19 protein-coding genes are annotated in these 24,924 nt (G+C 46.3%); 9 read left to right on the top strand and 10 right to left on the bottom strand.

Going from position 1 to position 24,924, the window contains the following annotated elements:
• Positions 1–16 precede the first annotated feature (16 nt).
• Both ACKPBX_RS04930 and ACKPBX_RS04925 read right to left on the bottom strand, forming a co-directional pair.
• Positions 17–1,255: an MFS transporter gene (locus ACKPBX_RS04930; RefSeq protein WP_140185400.1), complete on the bottom strand. Its 1,239-nt coding sequence runs from the start codon at positions 1,253–1,255 to the stop codon at positions 17–19.
• Positions 1,256–1,492: 237 nt separating this feature from the next.
• A complete protein-coding gene (locus ACKPBX_RS04925) occupies positions 1,493–2,650 on the bottom strand; it encodes an ROK family transcriptional regulator (protein ID WP_319996153.1) in 1,158 nt (385 codons plus the stop codon).
• 434 nt (positions 2,651–3,084) lie between these two features.
• On the opposite strand from ACKPBX_RS04925, the gene ACKPBX_RS04920 reads away from it, so the two are divergent.
• Positions 3,085–3,825: a sulfite exporter TauE/SafE family protein gene (locus ACKPBX_RS04920; RefSeq protein ID WP_319996152.1), complete on the top strand. Its 741-nt coding sequence runs from the start codon at positions 3,085–3,087 to the stop codon at positions 3,823–3,825.
• Positions 3,826–3,909: 84 nt separating this feature from the next.
• Here ACKPBX_RS04920 and ACKPBX_RS04915 read toward each other — a convergent pair whose 3' ends face one another.
• A complete protein-coding gene (locus ACKPBX_RS04915; RefSeq protein WP_319996151.1) occupies positions 3,910–5,250 on the bottom strand; it encodes a DUF1576 domain-containing protein in 1,341 nt (446 codons plus the stop codon).
• Positions 5,251–5,608: 358 nt separating this feature from the next.
• On the opposite strand from ACKPBX_RS04915, the gene ACKPBX_RS04910 reads away from it, so the two are divergent.
• Positions 5,609–6,625 (top strand): Gfo/Idh/MocA family oxidoreductase, encoded by a 1,017-nt coding sequence (locus tag ACKPBX_RS04910; RefSeq protein WP_319996150.1) that lies wholly within the window; start codon positions 5,609–5,611, stop codon positions 6,623–6,625.
• Positions 6,626–6,838: 213 nt separating this feature from the next.
• Here the strand turns inward: ACKPBX_RS04910 and ACKPBX_RS04905 are convergent, their stop codons facing one another.
• Positions 6,839–7,051: a hypothetical protein gene (locus tag ACKPBX_RS04905; protein WP_319996149.1), complete on the bottom strand. Its 213-nt coding sequence runs from the start codon at positions 7,049–7,051 to the stop codon at positions 6,839–6,841.
• 131 nt (positions 7,052–7,182) lie between these two features.
• Here ACKPBX_RS04905 and ACKPBX_RS04900 point away from each other — a divergent pair, with 131 nt between their 5' ends.
• Positions 7,183–8,373 (top strand): MFS transporter, encoded by a 1,191-nt coding sequence (locus ACKPBX_RS04900; RefSeq protein WP_319996148.1) that lies wholly within the window; start codon positions 7,183–7,185, stop codon positions 8,371–8,373.
• Positions 8,374–8,433: 60 nt separating this feature from the next.
• Here the strand turns inward: ACKPBX_RS04900 and ACKPBX_RS04895 are convergent, their stop codons facing one another.
• Positions 8,434–9,252, bottom strand: a complete 819-nt coding sequence (locus tag ACKPBX_RS04895; protein ID WP_319996147.1) for an aldo/keto reductase — start codon at positions 9,250–9,252, stop codon at positions 8,434–8,436.
• A 198-nt stretch (positions 9,253–9,450) separates the two neighbouring features.
• On the opposite strand from ACKPBX_RS04895, the gene ACKPBX_RS04890 reads away from it, so the two are divergent.
• The 4 genes from ACKPBX_RS04890 to ACKPBX_RS04875 all read left to right on the top strand — a co-directional run bounded on the left by ACKPBX_RS04890 (position 9,451) and on the right by ACKPBX_RS04875 (position 16,351).
• Positions 9,451–12,312 carry a DEAD/DEAH box helicase gene (locus ACKPBX_RS04890; RefSeq protein WP_319996146.1) on the top strand — a complete coding sequence of 954 codons (2,862 nt, stop codon included), beginning with the start codon at positions 9,451–9,453 and terminating at the stop codon, positions 12,310–12,312.
• A 206-nt stretch (positions 12,313–12,518) separates the two neighbouring features.
• A complete protein-coding gene (locus tag ACKPBX_RS04885) occupies positions 12,519–13,682 on the top strand; it encodes a M20 family metallopeptidase (RefSeq protein WP_319996145.1) in 1,164 nt (387 codons plus the stop codon).
• Between the two features lie 263 nt (positions 13,683–13,945).
• Positions 13,946–14,443: a hypothetical protein gene (locus tag ACKPBX_RS04880; protein ID WP_319996144.1), complete on the top strand. Its 498-nt coding sequence runs from the start codon at positions 13,946–13,948 to the stop codon at positions 14,441–14,443.
• Positions 14,444–14,755: 312 nt separating this feature from the next.
• The gene (locus ACKPBX_RS04875) at positions 14,756–16,351 is read left to right on the top strand and encodes an IS1182 family transposase (protein ID WP_319996143.1); all 1,596 of its coding nucleotides are present in this window, start codon (positions 14,756–14,758) and stop codon (positions 16,349–16,351) included.
• A gap of 217 nt (positions 16,352–16,568) precedes the next feature.
• On the opposite strand, the gene ACKPBX_RS04870 is transcribed toward ACKPBX_RS04875, so the two are convergent.
• The gene (locus tag ACKPBX_RS04870; RefSeq protein ID WP_319996142.1) at positions 16,569–17,165 is read right to left on the bottom strand and encodes a helix-turn-helix domain-containing protein; all 597 of its coding nucleotides are present in this window, start codon (positions 17,163–17,165) and stop codon (positions 16,569–16,571) included.
• A gap of 254 nt (positions 17,166–17,419) precedes the next feature.
• Between ACKPBX_RS04870 and ACKPBX_RS04865 the strand changes: the two genes are divergently transcribed.
• The gene (locus ACKPBX_RS04865) at positions 17,420–19,063 is read left to right on the top strand and encodes a phosphoenolpyruvate carboxykinase (ATP) (RefSeq protein WP_319996141.1); all 1,644 of its coding nucleotides are present in this window, start codon (positions 17,420–17,422) and stop codon (positions 19,061–19,063) included.
• Positions 19,064–19,163: 100 nt separating this feature from the next.
• Here ACKPBX_RS04865 and ACKPBX_RS04860 read toward each other — a convergent pair whose 3' ends face one another.
• A complete protein-coding gene (locus tag ACKPBX_RS04860) occupies positions 19,164–20,978 on the bottom strand; it encodes a sensor histidine kinase (RefSeq protein WP_319996140.1) in 1,815 nt (604 codons plus the stop codon).
• 95 nt (positions 20,979–21,073) lie between these two features.
• On the opposite strand from ACKPBX_RS04860, the gene ACKPBX_RS04855 reads away from it, so the two are divergent.
• Positions 21,074–21,784, top strand: coding sequence for a response regulator transcription factor (locus ACKPBX_RS04855; RefSeq protein WP_086626827.1), 711 nt, complete (start codon positions 21,074–21,076; stop codon positions 21,782–21,784).
• A 2-nt stretch (positions 21,785–21,786) separates the two neighbouring features.
• On the opposite strand, the gene citG is transcribed toward ACKPBX_RS04855, so the two are convergent.
• The 3 genes from citG to ACKPBX_RS04840 form a co-directional block, all read right to left on the bottom strand.
• Positions 21,787–22,659: a triphosphoribosyl-dephospho-CoA synthase CitG gene (gene citG / locus ACKPBX_RS04850; protein ID WP_319996139.1), complete on the bottom strand. Its 873-nt coding sequence runs from the start codon at positions 22,657–22,659 to the stop codon at positions 21,787–21,789.
• Positions 22,637–23,347 (bottom strand): GntR family transcriptional regulator, encoded by a 711-nt coding sequence (locus tag ACKPBX_RS04845; RefSeq protein ID WP_086626828.1) that lies wholly within the window; start codon positions 23,345–23,347, stop codon positions 22,637–22,639. Before ACKPBX_RS04845 ends, citG begins: the two co-directional genes overlap by 23 nt.
• A 130-nt stretch (positions 23,348–23,477) precedes the next feature.
• The gene (locus tag ACKPBX_RS04840; protein ID WP_086626829.1) at positions 23,478–24,821 is read right to left on the bottom strand and encodes a CitMHS family transporter; all 1,344 of its coding nucleotides are present in this window, start codon (positions 24,819–24,821) and stop codon (positions 23,478–23,480) included.
• Between the last annotated feature and the right edge of the window lie 103 nt (positions 24,822–24,924).

The following is a 24,924-nucleotide window of genomic DNA, read 5'->3' as shown; positions in this document are numbered from 1 at the left end:
ACTCGATTACCTGATTTTAGATGCTGGTTACGTTAAGTGGCTGTTTTAACGGGCCATTTTTCAATGCAAAAAGGTAACAGATGCCGTAGATTATGGCCAAGCCCATCATCGCATACATGCCGATTGCATATGAGCCAGTTACGTCATAAACAGCTCCCCAAAGCGGGCCGGAGATGGACATCCCTATGGAAGGCGCCATACCAAGGATGGACCAGATACGCGGGTAATCCCCGATACCGAAGACTTCGCTCACGACCAATGGTGTCAACACCGCTGGTCCACCGAGTCCGAACGCGAGGATGAACATGACGATCGACAAGGCCAGGAAAGAGCGGGTGGTCGCAAGGAAGAACAAGGCAATCACCATGCAGACAACAACAACTGTAAGCGTGATGGTCGAATCGATTTTATCATTGAGGGCTCCCACCGAAATGTTGGCGATGATCATGCCAGCCATGACGAGCGAGAACAACGAGCCGACCTGTCCGGATGTGAACTCCAGGCCACTAAAGTGCGCCGGCAGATGTTGCATCATTCCGCCTCCGAAAGCGGAAAGGAAAATGCCTATGAATAGGATGTAAAACGATTTCATCTTTTTGGCTTCTTCATAAGGGATGGACAGAGCATGTATAGGTTCATTGTTTTGGGTTTGAGCGGACAGTTCATCCCCATAAGCGTTCAGGCCGATACTACCTGGATTTTCCACCAACAAAAAGAGGGCGTTCGGGACAGTTAAGAGCGCGAAAAGTCCTGCAATCAAAAAATAACCCATGCGCCAACCGAAATTATCCAGAAATGTCGGCATGATCATCGAAACGATGGCTCCCGCAAGTCCTCCGGAGGCATTCAATAAGCCCATCATCAATCCTTTTTTGGCGGTGAACCAATTATTAATCAACAAAATCGCCAGAAACATGGTGATTGGCATCATGAATAGACCGAGGAAGATGCCTCCTAGATAAAATTGCCATAAATGGGTGGCAAATGCCAACCAAACAAATCCAAGCGAAACCCAGAGTCCTCCTCCGATCAGTAAGCGCTTTGCGCCAAATTTAGGTAGAAATTGTCCGATCAGGGGAAGCACGAAGACGCCGGTCAAAGTCGACAGGCTGATGTAAAGCGAAAAAGCACTGCGAGTGAAGCCTAATTCCATGGTAATCGGCTCAACGAAGAAACCAACCGCATTTCCGGCAATGTACATGGCCATGATCAAAAAGGCCGCAGATAAAAAAGATAGATAGTGGCGTAAGGTCATATAATAGTTCCTCTCTACATCGTGATAAGTAAAATGTGATTCATGCCAGGTTTTCCATATAACAAAAAGGCATTCCACAGTATGGAATGTCGTTTCACGAAACCGGATACATGTTTATTTATATAAAATCTTATATTAATAATCAACAAAAAGCAAGGGAGTGTCAAAAAAAACGTCACACCCGTGAGGATGTGACGACAGAAAGAGGCGGATTTTCGGCTCCATTCATCCGAAAATTCAATCTTCAAAATGCAACTGCAATTGCAGAACCTGGAAGAAATGCTGGAGTGCCAATGCGATACCGCCCAAAAGTGCGCCGTTTTCCCCCAGTGTGGACAAACTCACCGGAACGTTTTGTCCGGACTTCCGGTTCAATTCCGTTTGGATTGCTGTCACACATTCCGGCAATGCACGGAAGAGGTCGCCATTCAGATAGACTTTTTCCGGATCGAACAGACTGACGACATTGCTGATCGCGATGCTCATATGCAGCACGAGATGTTCCACTACATTTTTGGCATCTGCATCGCCTGTTTTATACAAGGTAATCAGATCGGCAAGCTTAAGTGCGGGAGCCTTCTTGAGGTCCCTGATTTCCGCAACCAAAGCACTCGTTGAACAATATTGGTTCAGGCAGCCTTGTTTGCCGCAGTCGCAGTCTTTCCCGAATGGATAGAGGATCGTGTGCCCCAGATTGCCCGCCAAGCTGTTTTTGCTTCGGAACAACCGGTTCTGCAGCAAGATGCCGGAACCGATGCCTTCATCCAGATCGATACTGATGATATTCCCCGGAGAATGGGCGAATACAGCTTCGGCAATCACCGCTAGATTATTCTGGTTCTCCAGGAAAATCGGGCAGTTGATTGCGTCGCTCTCTAGATGTTTGGCGGTCAGATGCTCTAACATTTTGTTAGTTGATGCTACTATCTCATCTTCATGCACAAAGCCGTCGATAGAGACAACAATACCCACGAAGCGAAATGGCGTCTTATTGAGATTCTTCCTGTGGTAGACGACCACTTCCTCGATGCTGTCGATGATATTGCTGGCCTCCACTTTTCTGACCAAATCATAATGCGCGACGATTCTGCCTTGAAGATTGCAGACGAGAGAAGAAATCTTTGTTTGTGTAATGGTCAAACTCATCGCGTATCCGCCATTCGCATTCACCTTCAACAACACCGGTTTTCTCCCGCCAACAACAGAACTTTGACCTGTCCCGAGTTCGACGACAAGTTTTTCCTTAAGCAGTTTTTTGACAATTTCAGATACGGTTGCCTTATTGAGTCCGGAATCATGAGAGATGGCCGCTCTTGAGGTATTGGGATGATTGATGATTGCTGTCAAAACGATGGTTTCGTTCTGTTCCCTGATTGTGTTACGGTTGACGATCATGGTGTGTCACACCCTTTACAGATTTTTTTTGAGTTTTGGGCGCAAGAAAGGTGATGGATCTGAAAAATACACAAGGAAAGGCCATCCTGAAGCAGGGGCGAACACGTTTCAGAAAGTCTATCGGATGTGGGAATATCTTGCAAAGTCGTTAGAAGCGCAGCGGTGAAGGCGGTTACAAAAATGGTTATGAAGCAAGTGGGCTCGTTGAAGAGCGATGGTGGAGGGAACAGTCATTGTGGTCATAAGTCTTTGGTTACATTTTAACACTTTTTGTTGTTGATTGCGAGGTTTGGATGACCGCCAAACCCAATTCACACGTACTTTTTTCTAGTAACCGAGGTGATTAAGCGTTTTCTGGATTGTGGTCTCTGAGTCATTGTCATTTTTGGGGATAATCGGTAAAATGAAAGAATCGTTGGAGGGGGGGTTACAGAATGTTGGGTTTGAACGGGATTGAATGGGTAATGTTGATCATTGCCGCGATCATCATCGGTTTTTCGAAAACAGGCATACAAGGTGCGACAATACCGGCAGTGGCACTCGTTGCGGTTTTGTTCGGAGGTAAGGCGTCAGCCGGCATTATGTTGCCGATGCTGATGCTAGGGGATCTTATCGCCATCTTTCAGTACGGCAAACAAGGTAAATTCAGTGACGTCCTGAAATTGTTGCCCGCAGCCGTAATTGGTATCGCCATAGGAGCCATCACAGGCAATTATCTCGATGACAAGCAGTTTAAAGCTTTATTGGGTATCGTCGTGTTGATTTGCTTGGGGCTGTTGGTCTACAGAGAGGTGACCAAAAGAGTTTTACAGCTTCCGAAAAATCCAATCTTCCACTGGATGGTTGGGGCTGTCAGCGGTTTTTCATCGATGGTCGGGAATGCGGCGGGGCCAATTTTCAACGTCTATTTGCTGTCGCAAGACATCTCCAAGAATAAGATGATCGGAACAACTGCCTGGTTCTTCCTGTTGATGAACATTGTGAAATTGCCTTTCCATATCTTCATGTGGGGCACCGTCACCTGGGGAACACTCCGGTACATGCTGCTGATGATTCCGTTCATCGCATTCGGCAGTTGGGTGGGAATCACTTTCGTCAGGAAGATAAACGAAGTGTGGTACAAACGCATCATCATGATCATGACCGCGATTGCTGCGATCCGTCTGTTCATCTAAAAAAGAGATGCCTAATGAAGGAAGTAAAATCCTTTCGTTAGGCATCTCTTTTTGAACTTCTAAAAAACTGGTTGAATATTTATGCTACTTAAGGTGTTCCACTTCTACTTCATCAGCCGGATCGACTGGCCCACGCAAAGCCCGTTGGTTGGCCCGGTGAAGGTGAAATGCTTCCAGGATTGGAACCAATATCGAAGCGACAAGTCCGCCCGAAAAGCCATTATTGTAGAGGTTGACGCCGCCATGGAGATAGCCGATATTCATGACCAACGTCAGATGCATGACTCCGGCGATGATGCCCGCTATGTTCCCGTAGCGACCGGCCAAAGGTGCCAAGGTTGTACCGAACAGTGCCGAAATCAGCACGATGGTTGACTGATTGTCCTGATAGTTGAGTCGGCCCATCAGAGTGACCCCAATCAGGATCGGCAGGACATTCTTGACGTTTTTCCCGAAGGCTCCAAAACCTATGACTGTGAAGATTCCTCCCAAAACGGGACCGTTGATTTCTCCCCCCATCAAAAGAATGTAAGTCGTAGACAGGAATCCAAGAAAAGACATGTTGATGAGCGTCGCACCCAAACCGCCAAGCTCCAGGTAATCAGTAGACAATTGGCCCGAATGGCGCATGATTCGCTTCAACCCCTTGAAGCTCCATCCGTTGAGCCACAAGCCAATCAGGAACATGCCACTGAACAATGAAAAGAGCAGCACTGAAAATGGGCCATTGTAGCCGCTGGCAAGGATATTTGCTGTTTTGATCTCGAAGCCGAAGTTGCGCATCAAAGAGATGAAGACCGTTCCGATGATGCCGCAGGTGAAGCCGACGTTATAGAGGCTGAATCCTCTTGTGAAGGTAACGAAATGATGCGCCAAGGGGGGGATCAGGAAGCCGGAAATGAAACCGGCGCCCAGCCCAAGAAGCACACCATAGGGTTGACCGATGCCTAGGCTGAAGGAGAGTTCACTGACCAGTGGTGCCAAGGCGGTTCCGAAAAGGGCGGCCAGCAATGATTTGTGCATCGGTACTTTTGTGACTCTTGCATAAGTGAAGGCACCGATGCTGATTGGCATGGAATTGAATAAGTTCTTGCCAAAAAAAGCGAATCCCGCAATTGTCAAAATGCCGGCTATGACCGGACCGTTAATCTTGGCATCCGCCATCCGGACAATCCAGAGAGCCTGCAAAGTCATCAAGGCAACGTTGAACAAGGCCGCGCCGACATTCGTCAACGCCATGTAATCCGTAAAAAGATTAGCCGGAGAGGCCAGTATGGTGAGGTTGCCTTCATAAATTTCGCGTGGGCTGTTGAACAGGAAGGCCACACCGCCCATCAATAGGGCAAAGCCGGTCAATAACCTAAATTTTAATCGCTCGTAGAGTTCCTCTGCGCCACTCATAGTAGGCTGTCTTTTCTGTATCATTAGTGTCCCCCAATCTTATAGTGTTGAAACTAGTAAATGAAAATAAAATATGAAAATTGCTGTTTAGTGCTGCGGAAAGAACCCAAGCTGACAAACTCATGTAAACGTTAACTTACATTTAATTATACAGGGCCGGAGCGACTCTCACAATATTTATTTTCAACTTTACTAAAATCCACTAATATTGCAACAGGAAATACACAAACGGAACAATCTGCGCTGAACATTTGGTACAAAAGGCAGCACCCGAACCAAAAAAGACCGCACTTTTGTACCGATTCAACCCGGATTTGTTTACATTCCGATATATACCGCTACAATATAGAGAGGAAGATACAATCATTTAGGAGGAGAAAATATGCTGACAATCGGATACATCGGAAACGGAAAAAGCACGAACCGTTATCATCTGCCATTTTCTTTATCAAGAAGCAACATCAAAGTCAAAACAATCTATAGCCGGAATCCGGAGAAGAGTGATTGGGAAAAAATCGAGGGCATCCACTACACCGGGAATATTGCGGATGTGCTGGAGGATGATGACATCCAGTTGGTGGTCATCTGCACGCATACGAATTCCCACTACGAGTTCGCCAAACAAGCTTTGGATCACGGCAAAAATGTACTGGTCGAAAAACCCTTCATGGCAACATCCGAAGAAGCGGCCGCCATTTTTGCTTACGCGAAAGAAAAGGGCTTGCTGGTCCAGTGTTACCAGAACAGACGCTATGATTCGGACTTCCTGACGACGCAGAAAGTCATCGAAAGCGGCAAATTAGGCGATCTGTTGGAAGTCGAGATAGCCATCGATTATTATCGTCCGGAAATTCCTTTAGCGATCGACAGCTTCACCAAGGATACAAGCTACCTGTACGGAATCGGTAGCCATACCATCGATCAGGTCCTTTCCTATTTCGGCAAACCGGACAAAATCCACTATGATGTGCGCCAATTGTTGGGGCCGGGCCGGATGAACGATTACTTCGATTTGGATTTCCATTATCAGAATCTGAAGGTTTCCATCAAATCCAGCTTCTTCAGGCTGAAAGAGCGTCCGAGTTTTGTCGCTTACGGCAAAAAGGGCATGTTCGTGAAACAGACCCGAGACCGCCAAGAAGAGCATCTGAAGCTGTTCCACATGCCGAACAATTCCGATTTCGGTGTCGACCTGCCTGAACATTACGGGGTTCTGACGTATATGGATGATGAAGGGGTCTACAATGAAGAGAAAGTTGTCTCCGAAAAAGGCGATTACGCCAGAGTCTACGACGATTTGTACAACGCAATCGTGAACGGTGCGGAAAAAGTCACCAAGGACGAAGAAACCCTGCTGCAGATGGAAATCATCGAAACAGGGATAGCGGGTATGATCTGAGGAGAAATAAAATGAAAGCTACCAGGGGCCGTCTCTTTGCGAGGCGGCACTCTGGTTTTTTTGTCTTTTCTGTTTGTCCGGTAACTATCTTTGCGAACGTTTTGAGGCCGGCGGGGGCCCCAGCTCAGGTGAACGGTGCCTTCGCCGTAGTTCGGACCACATTTCGCTTGCGTACTCCGATGAGCGCAGCCTCGTCGGAGTTGCGGCTGAAAATTACCGAAGAAATTCGGTGAGCGTGCGCCTCACCGGAGCTGGGCGAGCGACCGTTTTTGCTTTTTTTGATGGAAACAGACCTGGAAACATGGATTCATTTGAGTTATTCATGGTTTCGGTCGCGATATCATCCAGAAACATGAATTCACGAAAGTTATTCATGTTTTCAGTCGCGAAATTATCCGAAAACATGGATTCACGATAGTTACCCATGTTTTTTTTCACCTCAAAATTATCCCGTTGTGCTCAATTATGGTAAAATTTCCTTGTAAACACAGGTCGACATATTCCTTTCCAATGATTGCCCTAATAACAATACAACCAAAGGAGTGATCAAAACTACGATGGAAAAAACAATTGAGAACACAACGGATATCAAAGGCAAAATCTATTTGCTGACATTCATCAGTTTCCTGGTCGGCACGTTGCAGTTCGTCATCGGGGGTATCCTGGATAAAGTGGCATTCTCAGTGGGGGTTTCGGTATCGACAGTGGGGCAGGTCATCACAGCCTTTTCATTGGCCGCCGCCATCGGCACTCCGATTTTCATGATGGCGACCGCGAAGATGGACAGACGCAAGCAACTGCTGATCGGGCTTGCTGCAGTACTGATCAGCACGATTTCCACGGTGGCCCTGCCAGGGTTCGGATTCCTGATGGTTTCCCGTAGCCTGCTTGGTGTTGGGACCGGGATCTACAACATCAGCGCTTATGCGCTCGTTGCCAAGATGGCTCCTCCCGGACGGCAGGCCATGGCCTTGTCGAATCTTGCGATGGGAGCCAGCGCCGCTCTGGTCATCGGTGTTCCGATTGCCCGTGTCATGGTTGCTGCTTTTGACTGGAGGATCATTTTTGTGGTCATCGGCATCCTGACGCTGCTGTCCATACTCGCCGTGATCCGGATGATTCCGGCTGCGGCAGGAGAAGCGCCAATACCGCTCAGCGCGCAACTGGCATTGCTGAAGAACCCGAAAATATTTATGGCACTCAGCGTGTCGTTTTTAATGTTTTTCGCCTATTCGGTGGTCAATTCGTACACGACTCCATTTCTGCTGGCGGTCATGCCGTCGATGGAATCACGCATCAGTATGATTCTCCTTTTCCTCGGAATTGCGAGTCTGATCGGATCCAAGCTTGGAGGCTTTTTGGCGGATCGATTTGGTGCCGCCCACACGCTGGTGGGTGGAATCATAGCCCAAGCCCTTGCGTTGATGCTCATCCCGATCTTTTCCGGATCGGTGATTCTCATCGTTTCCATGCTGATGATCTGGTCCATCGCCGCCTGGGCATGCGGACCGACGCTGAACTTTAATCTGGTCTCCATCGCTCCCGAAGCGTCCGGCATCATGCTGAGCCTGAACAGCACTTTCATCCAGTTCGGGTTTGCTGCAGGTGCGGCCATCGGGGGGATCGTCGTGGGAAGTGCGTCGATCATGGCGATCATGTGGACAGGCGCTGCATCGTTAGCAGGTGCTGTTGTCGTGGGGCTTGTTTCCTTCGGCCTTATGCCTCCCCGTAAAAATTATCATTTGTAAAAACAGAAAAATCCTTAAAATGGGCACGAATCCCATTTTAAGGATTTTTTTGTTGGTTATTTAGTTTGCGCGGACATCTTTCAGGGCATCCAGAATCGCCACATCTTCCGGTGAAATGCTGAAATCCAGCTGCGCATTCTCGATGATGCGCGCTTCGTGCGTGGACTTCGGCAAAGGCAAGGTATCCTTCTCCAGGCAGTAACGGATGGATAATTGCGCCGGCGTCACGCCGTATTTTTCGGCCATCTGCTTGATTTCCGGGCTATCCAGAATAGCGCCGGTAGCTAAAGGTGAATAGGCTTCGACGACGATTTTGTGTGTCTTGCAGAAAGTCAGCAAGTCCTTCTGGTCGCGGCCGATGTAGAAAGGGATCTGGTTTGCCATCGGTACGATGTCGCAATTGTCCAGGATCGCTTGCAGGTCTTTGATGGAGAAGTTCGAAACCCCGATGGCGCGGATTCGGCCTTCGTCATAGAGCTGTTCCATGGCTTTCCAAACTTGGATGTTGCCTTCGGTGCAGTCCTTGCCGATCTCATCCCATGGCCATGGCGCATGGATCAAGTAAAGGTCCAAATAATCCAGACCGAGATTGTTCATGGTTTCCTCGAAATGCTGCAGCGCACCGTCAAAATCTTTGATTTGCGCCGGCAATTTGCTGGTCACGAACACTTCTTCGCGGGCAATGCCAAAATCGCGGATCGCTTTTCCCACATTTTCTTCGTTGTGATAGGCATGTGCCGTATCGATGTGCGTATAGCCATTCTTCAAAGCCATCGTCACCGCTGCATAGGCTTCTTCGTTAGGGATTTGCCATGTGCCGAAACCGATGGAGGGAATCGTCACACCGTTGTAAAAAGTGAATACATCTTTAGTTGTCATTAAATAACCTCCTGATATGATAACGTTTACTATTATTCAGTTTAGAGCAGTTGGAGGCAGATGTAAAAGAATACACCTCGAAAGGAAAAAAGAGACACAAATAAGATATGCGTATATAGAATAATTATCTCTACATGATCTAGTAAAATATTATCGATATGATAAACTGATGAGTAAAGACACAAGCGAGGTGAAGCCATGTATTCGTTGATAACCAACAGCAAAAAAGGGACCTTATTGGACGAACTGGTCCAATCATTGGAAACATGCCAACGCTTTTATTTGAACGTGGCCTTCATCAACTTTTCCGGACTGCAATTATTGTTGGATCCGATCCAGAAAGCGGCACAGAATGGTGCGTCGGGAAAAATACTGACGGGGACTTACCTGAATTTTACGGAACCGTACGCGTTGACCCGATTAAAGGCATTTCAGCATATTGATACCCGCATCTTTGTCGCTACTCATCAAACCGGCTTCCATCCTAAAGCCTATATTTTTGAATATACCAATTATTACAAAGTCATCGTCGGCTCTTCTAACATTACCCAAAGCGCCTTGAAAAGTAACATCGAATGGAATCTTCAAATCATCACCAAGGACGACAATGAGGACGAGGAATTCATCTCGGAAATCATGGAAGCCTACAACCTGATTTGGGAGAGCAGTGAAATATTGGACGACGCCTTCATCGATGACTACGCAAGCTTCTTGACGGATCGCAAAAAAGACCTCGTTGTCCAAGAGTCTTATCCTATGGTTTTCCAATTCACGCGCGGACCCTCGATCAAACCAAACATGATGCAGGAATTAGCGATAGAAAAGCTGATGCGGCTGCGGGAAAAACACCAGGAGAAGGCGTTAGTGGTGGCTGCCACCGGAACCGGCAAAACGTTCCTAGCTGCTTTTGATGTGAAGCAGGCAAACCCAGAGCGGCTTTTATTTCTGGTGCATCGGGAAGACATCCTGCATAGTGCGATGTCGTCTTTCAAAAAAATCATCAATCTGAAGGATAAATCGACCGGCATTTTATCGGGGACATCCAAAGAGCATCAGTCTGATTATTTGTTTGCGACAATCCAGAGCATGAAGAATATTTATGCAGAATATGACCCGGGGCATTTCGACTATATCATCGTGGATGAAGCGCATCATGCGACAAGTCCGAGATATATGGAGGTTCTCGAGCATTTTAATCCCAAATTTCTGTTAGGGATGACTGCGACTCCAGAGCGGACGGATGGCGGCAACATCTTTGACTTGTTCGATAACAATGTGCCTGTTGAAATTCGGCTGCGCGAGGCTTTGGAATACGATTTGCTGGTGCCGTTCCACTATTTTGGCATCACTGATGAATCGGGTGTCGACTTAAAGGATTCGGAGAAGCTGACGCCTGATCAAATTGCCCAGCGCCTCAGTGTTCATCGGCGAGTGGACTTCATCGTCGAAAAAATGAACTACTATGGGCATGATGGCTTGAAGCGAAAAGCGTTAGGCTTCTGTATGACGATTGCGCACGCAGAATTTATGGCGGCGGAATTCAATGAACGGGGTATCCCGAGCATCGCTTTATCTGGTGGCGATAAAGTAACCAGAAGAGAAGCCTACACGAAATTACTGGAAGCGGAAGATTCTGATCTGGAGGTGATCTTCACCGTGGATATTTTCAATGAAGGGATTGATATTCCCGGCGTCAATCTGGTCATGATGCTGCGACCGACCCAATCTTCCATCGTCTTCACCCAGCAATTAGGCCGCGGCTTGCGCAAAAAAGACAACAAGGAATTCCTGACGGTCTTGGACTTCATCGGCAACTACAGCAAAAGCTTCCTGATTGCGATCGCGCTGAACGGGCGCCGCTTTTACGACAAGGACAGCGTTAAAACGTCAGTGAAACGCAATTTTTCGGATTTGCCGGGAGCGACCCATATCCAGTTGGATGAGATCAGCAAGCAACAGATTCTGGAACAGCTCGAACGGGAGAAGTTTTCGAGTCTGGCTTACTTGAAAAACAGTTATCTGGAGTTCAAAAACCTGAATAGCGGGAAAATCCCTTGGTCGTTACAGGACTATTTGAAAGTGGACGCTGCTCCCGATCCGGTCACTTATTTTCATAGAGCCGGAACAGTGTCCTCAAGAAATTATCTGGAGTTTATCAACAGAGTAGAAGAGAACAATGAATATGTGCAAACTTTGACTTCAGACACTCTGTTTATGAATATTCTGTCGACACTTTCCCAATGGCTGCCTTTGATCCGTCCGCATGAATGGATCATTTTGGAATACTTGTTGATGCATGAGACGTGTACGTTGGCGGAAGCGAAAAGCGAGCTGTTGGAATACGTTGATTCAGTGGATGAGGCCACTGTGCTGCATGCCTTCCGCACCTTGGCCATGGAATTTGCGGATAAAGGAGAAAGAGATAAAACGAGACCTATCGTTTCCATGGATCACAATCTAACGCTGCAGCGTACACCGGAGTTTGCGAAAATCCTTGCTGATGAGACCTATCGTTTCTTTATCACGGATATCCTGCATTATGGACGGATGCGCTACTTGAAGGCTTTCGGTACCCTGAATTATGGGATTCCTCATCTGAAACTTTACGAGGAATATACCATGCGGGACATTGCATTGGTATCCAACTATAAAAAGACCCATTCATCTTTCAGGGGACAAGGGGTCCTGAAGAATGATGAAATCAACCATTATTTCTTCTTTGTCGATCTCCATAAAGGCGAGGATGTTGAAGAACGGGTCAACTATAAGGACAAATTCATCAGCACCAAGCAATTCCAGTGGGAGTCACCGAACAGCACAAAAGTTGCTACGGATCGCGGCCAAGATTTCGTCAATTCCGAAAACCGCGGCGTGACGTTGCATCTGTTTGCCCGCAAATTTAAACAGATAGACAATGTCACTTCCAAGTTCATCTATCTCGGTGAAATCACGCCAATGTCCCATCGGAACGAAAAACCGATCGAAATCCAATACAAACTGGAAAAGGAAGTGCCTTGGGAATTGTATCAGGAATTTGAACCGGAACTTTCTATCAAGTAAATCCTGTTATTGAAAGATTACCGGGCGCTGCAGCCGCGATTATAGGCGAGCAACAGTGCCCGGTATTTGTCAGTAAAAAAGCGATTGGATAGAGGCTTCGTCAAATAAGGATACACGTAATGTCAGGGTTAATTTGAGAACACTCGAATAAAACAGTATATTTTAAGCTAGGGTGGATGCTATAATTTCGCCAAGGGGGAATGTTCATGGGCTTCGATAGGAATCAGTATTTACGTGAATTGGAGACGATCGTCAATATCGACAGTGGCAGCAGAAATCCTGCGGGCACACGGGAAGTGGCGGCGTTTTTGGAAGAGAAATATAGGCAGCAAGGTTTTCTGACCGAGCTGGTTTCGGTCGGTCCGGAGGTGGGGCCGGTATTGGTGGCGACGAATGCTCCAGACGAACCCATCGATCTGCTCTTCATCGGCCACACTGATACTGTGTTCCTGGATGGCGAAGCGAGCAGACGGCCTTTCAAGATAGAAGGAGAGCGGCTTTATGGGCCTGGCGTCTATGACATGAAAGGCTGCAGCCTGTTGACGGCTTATTTGCTGGAAAACTTGCCCGCAGAACTGAAGCAAAGCCTCAATATCTGTGTGATCCACAATCCGGATGAGGAGATCAGCTCCTTTTATTCCCGCGAAGTGATCATCGCGAAAGCAAAAACGGCCAAGTTCGCCTTCGTCATGGAGCCGAGTTCAGCGGACGGTTCGATGATCAAGGAAAGGAAAGGCATCGAAAAACTGAAGATCCATTTCAAGGGCCGGCCCTCCCACGCCGGCGACGCTCCCCAGGAAGGGCGCAGTGCCATCAACGAATTGGCTCATTGGATCGTTCGCATGAATACTTTGATTGATTACGATGCCGGTGTGTCGGTCAACGCGGGCACCATCCAAGGCGGTAGCGTACCGAATGTCGTCCCCGAGCACGCCCAGATGGAATTGGACTACCGTTACTCAAATCCCACGGACGTCACGGCCTTCTTTGTTATGTTGGAGGAATTGCAGAGTCATGCAACCGAAATGGAGATCGGCATCGAAATAGAAGCCATCGGTAAGCGGCCACCTATGGTCGATGTGCCGGGAGCGAAAGCGTTGCGGAGCGTCTTCGAGGATGTCGGCAAGCAAATGGACACGTTCGTTTCGTTCAAGAAATCGGGAGGCGTATCCGACGCCAACTTCACGACCAGTGTCGGTGTTCCGACGGTCTGCAGCATCGGTCTGATCGGCGGCGCTTTCCATACCGATCATGAATATGTGGAGCTGGATTCCATTAAGCAACGCTTGGATCTTTTGACGGCAGTCATAGCAGAAATGAGCAGGCGGAAAATGTTCTGCAAAAGCACAGATCGTCTTTCCGTAAAATGATGCAGACATGAAATACTATAAATAGAACAGCAATGCGAAGGTCCTTTTCCGGTCCTCTGCGTTGCTGTTTTTTTGGATGGGTGGGGCAGTGTTCCTCGGCGGAAATACTTGCCGAAGCACACCGGAAGAACAGCACTTTTGTTGTTCCGGATGCGATAATAGGGGTATAGCATTTCAGCCATAAATGTAGGACCGCATAGACTACAGACCGAGCAAATGAGTGATTGAATGTTTCCGGGGGATTAAGCAGAAGGGGTGGTAACATGGTGAAGATTGGTGAGAAGACAGTTGTGTCCGTAACGTGCCAAGATGTTATTCTGCAATTAGCTGAGCAGTATTGTTCTGAAGGGGAGTACCTTCATTTCGGGATGAAAGAGAATCCGAAAAAATATGTGTTGGTGACCGACGAAAAAATATACCTGATCAAATCCAAAGCGATGGCTGAGGACAAGCATAAAGAGGATGTGTTCAGCATCCAGTACACGCAAATGCGGAAAGAGGAATTAAGGATGAAGTTTGATGGCTGGTTTGTGGAAATGTCCACCAACGCTGCTGCAAAGAAAGAGCCTCATTTCCATGTCGTTTTGGACAAAATCCAAGGATTGCGTCCGGATGAAAAAGAGACTTCCTTAAAGAATCCGCAACCCGTTTTGCCAGATTACCTGGAAGCGGAAATCCACTGCTTAAAAGAAATATTGGCGGAAGGCCTCATCACGCAGGAAGAGTACGAGAGCGTTAAGGACAGACTTTCGGAAATGTGAGCAAGCATTCGGTTCCTCGGAGTCGCGATACAGAATATATTAAAAAAAACATGGAGCTGTCTCGTTTTCGAGACAGCTCCATGTTTTTTTGTGGGCGTGCTGTTGGTGTCTGATACTTACAGGATATCGGACAACTACGGATGAAAGCGAGCGCTGCTTGTCCGATACTTACGGATTATCGGACAACTCCGGATGAAAGCGAGCGCTGCTTGGGGCTGTCTCAAAATAAAATGAGATGGCCTCTTTGTTTTTGTTTAAAAAATACAAAAAGGAGAATTCACGAAGAATTCTCCTTTGGTGTAAAATAGAATTATGGAAAACGATTTCACACAACCAGAGTATAGCAAACGCGGGAGCTTTACACAACTGGTTTTACCCCATTATTATGACGTACTCATTCCCGAGGATGATTCGGTGAGACTCCTGAGCCAAATATTAGAGGAGCTCGATTATTCGAAATTACACCTGGCCTACTCCCCTTTGGGAAGAAAACCAGCGGTTTCACCGAAAAATCTTTTCAAAGTTGTCATATACGGCGCGATGAATCATATTTTTTCGAGCCGAGCAATCGAGAAGTCCTGCCGACGCGACATTAATTTTATGTACCTCCTTCAAGGGCAACCTGTCCCCGATCACAACACGATTGCACGTTTCAAAAAAGATCGCCTGCCTAAATCAATTGATTATTTGTTCAATCAGTTCACTCGCTTACTACAAAAGATACAGGAGATTACTTTCGAAACCCTTTATGTAGATGGAACGAAAGTAGAAGCAAATGCGAACCGGTATACATTCGTATGGCGAAAGTCGGTGGAAAAGTACAATGTAAAGCTAATGGAAAAAGCGAATCTGTTTCTCCAAACTCTTTATGCTGACAAGGATATTCCACAACCACTTACGCTTACCTTTATGAAAGACTGTCTTTTACTACTTGAGAAGGAAAAACAGGAAACTAACCTCACTTTTGTGCATGGGAGTGGCAAACGAAAGACGCCACTACAAAGGAATTATGAGACTCTAAGCGAATATATAGACCGAAAAACGTACTATGAATACTGCTTTGATAAATTTGGCGATCGAAATAGTTTTTCTAAAAGCGATACAGATGCCACATTCATGCGACTGAAAGATGACCATATGCGTAATGGTCAATTAAAACCGGCTTATAATGTTCAGATTGGTGTGGAAGCAGAGTACATTGTCCAAGTAGGTGTTTATTCAAGTAGTACAGATTATGGCACGTTCGTGCCTTTCTTGCATAAGATAGAAGCAGCGTTTAAAGAGAAATTCAAGAACATCGTGGCAGATTCTGGATACGAAAGTGAAGAGAATTATGTCTATCTAACAGAAGAGAAGTATAGCTCGTTCATAAAACCTCAGAATCATGAAATAGTGAAGACGAAAAAATTTAAAAAACAAATTGGACGCAAGGAAAATATGGAATATGACAAGGAAAAAGATGAATTTACCTGTAGCAACGGGCGCAAATTAGTATTCAAATATGAGAGCACCCAAAAGTTAAAGAGTGGATATGAGCGGAAATTAAGTAATTATGAATGCGAAGATTGCAGCAATTGCCCGATTTATGAACAATGTAACAAAAGTAAGTTAGAGGCAAATAAGACTCTTCGTTTTTCAAAAAAATTTGACGCGCTACGAGCGGTATCCGTTCAAAATATTTCGTCCAAGGAAGGTATAAAACTCCGTGTGAATCGATCCATTCAGGTAGAAGGTGCGTTTGGCGTTCTAAAAGGGAACTATGGGGTCCAACGATTTTTGATGCGAGGATTCAAAAATGTAGAAGTTGAAATGACCATCTTGTGTTTAGGATATAATTTTAATAAACTGCACAACAAGCGCAAATCGAATCGCCTTAAAACGGAGTACCACGAAGTAAAAATTGCTTAAAAAAATCATATCAATCTATCTTATTTCCGTGCGCCCAAAAACATCCGTTTTTGGATTTTTTTGTTTTACACGACTATTATTCAATGAATACGACAAAAAGGCCGTCAAAAACTAGAATAATATATTCTAGTTTTGAGACAGCCCCAACAACGGATGAAAGCGAGCGGCGATTGTCCGATACTTACGGGTTATCGGACAACTTCTTATGGAACTAATCTCAGATTGCCAGGCTTGTTCTTTTGAATGTGTTGAACTGGTCGCGCAAAAGGGCGCGCGTCAGATGGTCCTCAAAAGTCACGTTCAGGTTCGGCAGTTTTGCGATATTGTAGATGTCGTTTGTATCTTCCACGAGCACCCAATTGTTCAATACCTTCACGACGATGGAGGACAGCGGTTCTGCATGGCTGCACTTGAACAGCGTATCATCCACAAATTTTTTGAAAGGGTTGACCAACTGTTCTTCCGGCAGCATGTTCTCCGCCAAGTCCAAGGCATCATCCCGATAAATCGTGAATTCTTTCTCATAAACGGGAGGGGATTGCTTGATGAGTTCGTAATCCCGTTCCTTTATGTAAGCCAAGGCATCCTGGTATCCTTTGCGGTATTCCTTAGTCGATTTGATGCCGCTGTTCATGTAGGTTTTGGCTGCGATGACTTCTTCCAATGAATCTTCAGGAATCAACCAACCTTCTTTATTGCTGAATTTCACAGCATCTTTGATTTTCCCTTTGCGGATCCATCTGCGCACCATTTCTTCTGAATGTGTAATATTTTTTTTGCTGAGTATTTTGACTGCTTCGGCTACGGTAAGCACTATTCATTCCTCCGTTATTACTTGTTTAGTTGACTCTATAGTAGCATTAAGCTTTCGGGATGTGGTGTTTCTTTTGTGTACTCCCAAACATAGTACAGTGAAAAAACACTTCTCGGATGCGAAAAAGTCTCATACACCAAGAAAGTGTTTTTTTTCTGTTCAAAATATCAAGCACATCATAAGTACACCTCAATATCGGCACAAACACAGAAAAGCATACTATAATGAAGTCATCAAAACTACGGAGGTCGAGTATGGCAACAATTGAAACGTACCAAAGATCTGCATTGAAGAAGACCAATCCATTGTTAACCAAATTACGCACGACAGTCGAAACTGCTTTCTACGGCAGCAATATGCATGAAGTGACGACACTTGCCGAAGCCTATGAATTGGCGAAAACATCCCCAGGGGTCATCGTAACCGACCTTCCCATCAAAGAGACGGAAAAATTGGGCCTGCCTGAAGATGCCAAAGTGTTGGTCGAAAACGGCGGCAAGATAGTCGGACGGACGGCTAAAGCAAGAAGGATTGTTGGCGAGGACAAAGCGGAGGACGAGCAGTTGATGGCACTGGTCCGTGAAGTCATCTACCAGAACCGCACGAAGAAATACCACCAGACAACCGGCTATGTCGGATTGGATGAAGAGTTCATCATTAAAGCGCACATCGCCTTTCCGGAAGGGAACGAAAATAATCTATATTCCTGGTTGTTGAACTTCCAGTGGGCCAATGATATGTACAACGAATTGTACGCGCATTCAAAGAAATATGAGGAAGGGGATATCTACATTTATACGGATCCCGACTGGCGCCATCCCGATTATCCGCTGGGTCTGGCTTACTTCGAACCCGATCACAACGTCGCCTGCATTTTGGGTATGCAGTATTTTGGGGAATTCAAGAAAGGCACGCTATCCTTGGCATGGGGCACCGCGCACCGCAACGGGTATGCTTCTTGTCACGGCGGTCTGAAGAAATTTGTGTTGAAAGACAAGAAGCGCGTCTTTGCGTTCTTCGGCCTGTCCGGTTCGGGCAAGTCGACGCTGACGCATTCGAAGCACAACGGAAAGTACAAAGTGAAAGTATTGCATGATGATGCCTTCATCATCGATCTGCTCGACGGCTCCTCGATTGCATTGGAACCGGCTTACTTCGACAAGACTCAGGACTATCCGGCAGATCATCCTGAGCAGGAATATTTCCTGACGGCACAGAACGTAGGCGTGACGAAGGACGTGGACGGGAAACGTGTCTTGGTGACGGAAGATATCCGCAACGGCAATGGCCGCACCGTCAAGTCGCGATACGTGACGCCTGACCGAGTGGACAAGTTCCATTCGGCGATCGAGGGAATCTACTGGATCATGAAAGATGACGCCTTGCCGCCGCTCGTCAAAATCGAGAATCCGATCCTTGCCGCCACTTTCGGAGCAACGTTGGCCACGAAACGGTCGACTGCGGAAACCGCCAGAAAGGGCGAGGACAGAGACCGATTGGTTATCGAACCTTATGCCAATCCGTTCCGCGTCTATCCGCTGATCGAAGATTACGAAGATTTTAAAGCTTTGCTGAGCAAAGAGGCAGTGGACTGCTACATCATCAACACCGGCGCTTTCCTGGACAAGGACATCACCAAGGATGTCACCCTCGGCGTGATCGAAAGCATCGTCGAAGAGACAGCCACATTCAAACCTTTCGGGGACGGGACCGGCTTGGCGTACTTGGATGTGCCTGGATATGAACCACCTATGGAAGACGAGAGCTATAAAAAGCTGGTGAAGGAACGGATGACGATGCGGATTGATTTCTTGCAGACGTTCAACCAAGAACATCCGGAATTCCCGCTTCCGGATGAGGCTATCCATGCATTTGACCAGATTGCCCAATCTCTGTGAATACCAGCAGATCGGTAGAGCACTGATCTGAAAATAAAAAACCAGCAGCATTGTCCCCGTCAATCAGGATTAATGCTGTTGGTTTTCATTTTTTGTTGTATCAGCTTTTCTGGAGGGGAATGTTGACGAGGACGGTCAGACCTTTTTGGGCTCTGTCCAGTCTGATTTGCCAATCATATTTATCAGCGATGGAAGAAACCACAAACAATCCCAGACCGGACCCGTTGCTGCCTTTGGTGGTGAAGAAAGGATCGAACAGGTCGTTGCTCTCCAATCCTTCCGCGATTCCGGGGCCATCGTCTGTGATGGACAGGACCGCATATTCTTTGTACTTCGTCACAATCGAGCGCTTCTGCAAATCGGCGTTGCATTCGGCATCAGCTTTTTTCAGCCTGATCGTGACATTGCCGGGACGCGTATCGATTGCTTGAAAGGCGTTTGTCAGAAGGTTATACAGGACCACTTGCAAGTCTTGCTTGTCGAAGCCTTCAACCAAGATGCCGGGAGCGATGTCACTCTCGACTTTGATGCTCTTCGGCGTCAGGATCGTGATTTCGGAAATGGTTTCCTTGAGTACTTGCGAAAGGTCATGCGCGGTATCTTGTTGTCCTTCGCTGACCTTGGAAAAACGCAACACGTTCGTTGAGAGATCCTTGCCTTTTTCTGCCGCAAGGTAGATTTCCTTCAGCTCGCTGACCAAGTCCTCGTTCTCAGCGTAATCTTCCATCAACAACTGGGCATTTCCTAGGATAGGGGTCAGGAAATTATTCATGTCGTGAACAATCGTCGTGGTCAAAAGTCCGATTGCTTCCAATTTGCTTTCTTTCAGGATCCGTTTTTCCAGTCGATGGCGCTCATTTTCGAATTTTTGTTTTTCGATGAGGCGTTGGCTTTCTTCGTAGGCCTGGTTTTTTTTGTTATAGCCCCTGATCAAAAGGATGAAGATGAGAATTATAGCAGAAATCAGCAATAACAGACTTAATAGGATATAATTGTTTTGAATAGGGACGCGGTTGTGCTCATAGAAATCCGAGTTCAGGGCAATGACCCAGTGGGCTGCACCGATGTCGATCCACTCGAAGGCACCCAACTTCAGAACCTTGGTCGGATTCTCTTCGTCCCACCAATAGGAATAATAGCTGAGCGTTCCTTCTTCTTGAGTAAGCTGGGCTTCCTCCAAGCGCCTCAGATCGGAAAGATCCAAATCCGGGAACTGCTCCTGGCGGCCGGAGATGATATCAAGTCCGACTTGGCTCTCGACCGGATGGATGACGACTTCCATATCGGCGTTCTTCACCAATGGATAGCCACTGTAGTCGCTTGTGTCGCTGAATATTTCCGCCTTGAACATATTTTCAAGGTTCAAAGGTGCGATAAAATAACCGGTGATTTGGCCATCGTCCGCAACAATCGGGGAATAAAGGTTGACGAACGATTGGTTCTCAAGAAAATAATCGCTGCTGTTTTGGACGAGCGAGCCACTTCCAATCAACGATTTTAGACTCGGGTCCGCAATCAGATAAGTTTCGACTCGATCTTCGGAAAGTTCCTGAACGGATCCATTGTTGAACTGCCAAGCCTCCGAAAAACTACCTTCAGCATCAAGTTGGATCAACAGATTTATTTGATCTTCATGGGAGCCGAGATAAGCAGTGAGGGTCTCTTCGGGAAGGTCTTCGGAAGGAAGTTTCTGGGAGAATTGCTGAAGCGATAAGGACCTGTTTTCGATGACAAGCTTCAGGTTGTTCGTCACATAATTCAAGGTGCGCATCAGTTGTTCCTGGCCGCTTTTCTTGGCATTCTGTTCGACGGTGTAGAAGCTGCCGGCGATCGTGACCAATGTAATTGCGATGATGATGAATAATCCTGCCATGATGATGTTGATGATACGTGTCGTTGGTTTATTTTTCATCATAAGAACCCTTTCTTAAAAAATACACAGTATGTAAATTATCAGTTGACAAAACGATGTTCCACTTGCGAAACTAGAGAACATTGAGGAGGAAAAATATGAACAATCAAAAAATACTCGTCGTTGATGACGATATCGCAATTCGGCGGCTGATTTGGAAGTCGCTGCAATCAACGGGCGTTCTTATTTACCAAAGTGATTCCATCGAAAAAACACTGGATATCATGACCCGTGTGACTTTTGATCTTTTTCTGTTGGATATCAGTCTGGAATATGAGAATGACGGTTACCATCTGGCGCAGCTGATCCGCGCTGACTACCCGTTGACCCCTATTATATTTATAAGCGGCAAAAAAAGCGAGACCGATATCATCAACGGTCTCGAAACAGGGGCGGACTATTATATTACGAAGCCTTTTTCGCCAAATCTTTTGCGTGCTCAAATTTTGAGCACGTTGCAAAGAATGAAGACCATCCAGTCACAACAATCAAATCCAACCAGCCGTGTCCTCAAAGTGGGCGATTTTACTTTCGACAAAAATCTATATCAACTGCAGAAGCGGGGGCAGGATATCGCCCTGTCATCCAAAGAAATCCAATTGATGCTGTTTTTCCTGGAAAATCCGAATCAAGTTTTTTCGAAGGAGCAGATCTATGCGAATGTATGGAATGATGGGGAGATGGACAATAACCTGATCATGGTTTACATCAGCTATCTGCGCAATAAGATTGAGGATGACTCGAAAAAGCCGCGTTATTTGAAGACCGTCTGGGGAATCGGCTATACGTTCAGCCCAGACGGCGAGTAAGATCAGAACAAATTTTCCAATTTTGCAAAAAAGATACCTAAGGATAAAAGATCGGCAGCTCCGCCTGGGCTCAAGTGTCTTTCTATCAAGACCAGGTCATAGCTGTACATCAACTCTTTCAGGTTTCCTTCATGTGAATCTTGCAGGAGTTGTTTTGCTTCCATTTTGATTGTCTGCCAGGCGTCGATGCCTCCGCGGTGTATGATGTTGCCATCTTCAACTTGGCTCATCAACAGGAGCAGCGCCTTTAATAATAGTGATTCAATGGGCTGACGTTGGTTTGCTCTAAAAAAAGGCAAAATCAGTTCGCTCAAGGCAGGATAGCCGGCTTCGGCTTCGCCGCGGATACCGGTGATGCCATAGCTGAGGTATAATTTTTCTCCATACGTCAAGGAGGTTTTGGCAGCGAGATCAGCAAAATCATCCGTCACCAATCCATGGCTCATTTCTTGGGCATAGGCGAGTACTTCTTGCGTATCATTTTGTGTGAAAGGAGGCTGCAGACCCCGACCGATGCAAGCACCGGTCGCTCCCAACAGTACAGCGAAAGAGAAGTTCGCGCCTTTGTGCGTATTGATGTTTTTGGTGGCAGCCAGCATCGCTTTTTCGGCATGGACGCCCATTGAGCGGACTTTATGGAATAGCTCTTTTGCGGTTCCTTCATGTTCCATCCCTAATTTTACATATTGATAAAGGTAAGGGCTCAGGCTGACGATGCTGTCCAAGAAAGTAAAGAAATCCATGTCGGAGTGGGCACCGCTGTTGTTGCGGTCCACCAGACCGGGTTTTGGTGTCAATGCTACCTCATAAAGGAGAGCTTTCTCGGCTTGCCCGGCAATTTCGACAAGTAGCTCATTCATTGGTTTCAAAGTCAATTTTACGTTTCTCCATTTCTTTGACGATAAAATTCAGTGAGCGATCCAAATGTTCGTGGGTGATGAGTTGGATCTGGAGAGCATCCTGTGTCTTCATCCCGCGGTAGATCAACCAGTGTTCCGCCAATGCAAAATCACGTCTTTCCTTCGAACTGATCGAGATGTCCCTGAAGTACATCAAGTATTCCGATAGCTTCAAAACGATGGACTTTAAGCGTTGCATCTGGCTTTTTTCGTATATGAAATCGTTGAATTCAAAAAATTTCTGCTGCAATTCATCAACTTTATCTTCCTGATTCAGCATTTCGCAGTATTCCAAATGCAGTCGCATCACTTTGAAATCCTCGGCTGTCATCAGCTTCATGGCTGTTGTTGTAGCGAGGGTATCCAGCGCTTTGCGGATATCGTAAATTTCGTACGCATCTTTGATGCTGATGCCTTTTACGACGACGCCGACTCCAGGGACGTGTTTCACTAAATCTTCTTCGGTCAACTTTTTCAGAGCGTAGCGGATGGGTGTGCGGCTGATGTTCATATTTTCGGAGAACTCTTTTTCGTTGATGCGCTCTCCAGCTGGGATTTCGCCTAAAATGACGGTCTTGCGAAAAGCCTCGTAAATCAGGTCTTTAAGCGGCTTATTTTGGCTAAGGTCTAAATTTTTGCTGACTGCTTTGATTATAGTGCTCATCTTTTTCCCCTTCATCCTATTATTTTTTGGTTAGCTATTGGTTAGTTCTAAATGAGAGCGATTCCTTTTATACTAAAAAGCCGAGCAGAGTCGCCCGGCTTTCCATTCCTTATTAGGATTATACGTTTATTTATTGCGGGATGTAAAGCGGCATTTGGCCGAACAATACGATTGTCACTAAGAAGATTACGAAAATTCCTAGTGCATATTTCGCAGATTCTTTCTGCCAAGCGCCCATATCCAATCCAGTCAAACGAAGCAAAAGGTAGATGAATGCTACCAATGGGCTCAACAAGTGGAATGCTTGACCCATCAGGGAAGCCAAAGCCATTTGCATGTTTGTGAATCCGTAAGAGCGACCAGCTTCAGCCAATACAGGCAAGACACCGAAGTAGAAGCCATCATTGGAGATGAAGAAAGTACCTGGTGCAGAGATAAGGGCGATGATGATTCCCCAGAAACCTGCCAATTGTTTAGGAATGATTGTTGCAAAGCTTTCTGCCAAAGCAGTAGCCATTCCGGAACCTTGGAACAAGCCCATGAATACGCCAGCTGCGAATACTAAGATTACTACTTGAACAGCGTCGCCGCCGTTTGCGCCGATACGGGAAGATTGATCTTTAAGAGCAGGGTAGTTAACCATCAAAGCGATACACGTACCAACCAAGAATAACATCAAAGGTGGCATTGAGATAGCTTCGATGAATGACCCAGCAACCAACCAGCCGATCAAGCCGATTGTAAGGATACCATTGAATGCGAAGTTTTGTGGACGACGGATTTCTTGTGTTTCAGGGTCTGTAACAGTAGTCATTTCTTCGATTTCTTCATCAGTCAGGACTTTAACGCCTAAACGAGCGCGTTCTTTGCGGCCCATGTGTGGGGCAACCCAGAAAGTGACATAAAGTAAAGCCAATACCATACCAGGAGCAAGGTAAGAAAGGATGCTTGCATCAACTTCCAGAACAGCCATTGCACGAGCAGTAGGGCCGCCCCATGGAAGCAAGTTCATGATTGTGTTTTGCAGGATAACCAAGACAGCAAGGTTCATCAGGTTCATATTTAATTTCTTATAGATAGGAATAAAAGCTGAACAGCAGATCAAAGTTGTTGTAGTACCGTCACCATTCAAGGAAACAGTGGCAGCAACGACAGCAGTTGCCATCAAGACTTTCATCGGATCGCCTTTAGCGAAGTGGATCATTTTTTTGGTGATAGGGTCGAATAGACCAGTATCCAACATGATAGAGAAGTAAAGAATAGCGAACAATAACATGATACCAGTTTTAGAAGTTGTGGTTACCCCTTCCAAAACAAATTCCCCGATATTTCCAGAGGTAACACCCGTTGCCAAAGCGATAAGCGTAAAAACAAGTGGGATGATTACTAATGCGGTGAACGGTGATAATTTCTTTTTCATGATCACGTACATGAAGATCGCGATCATTCCATAAGACAATACTGTAAGTAACATTTTTTTTCTCCTTCCGACTATAAAAAAGTTTTTTTGAGAGCACCCGATTCCTTTGATAGTCAAACTAGGAAGTGAATAGATTCACATTTCTTCTAATTTAAAA

Source organism: Trichococcus shcherbakoviae (assembly GCF_963666195.1).
In the GTDB taxonomy this organism is placed as follows: Bacteria; Bacillota; Bacilli; order Lactobacillales; family Aerococcaceae; genus Trichococcus; species Trichococcus shcherbakoviae.
Note: the sequence above shows the minus strand (reverse complement) of the source record. Positions and strands in the feature narration are given on the sequence as shown.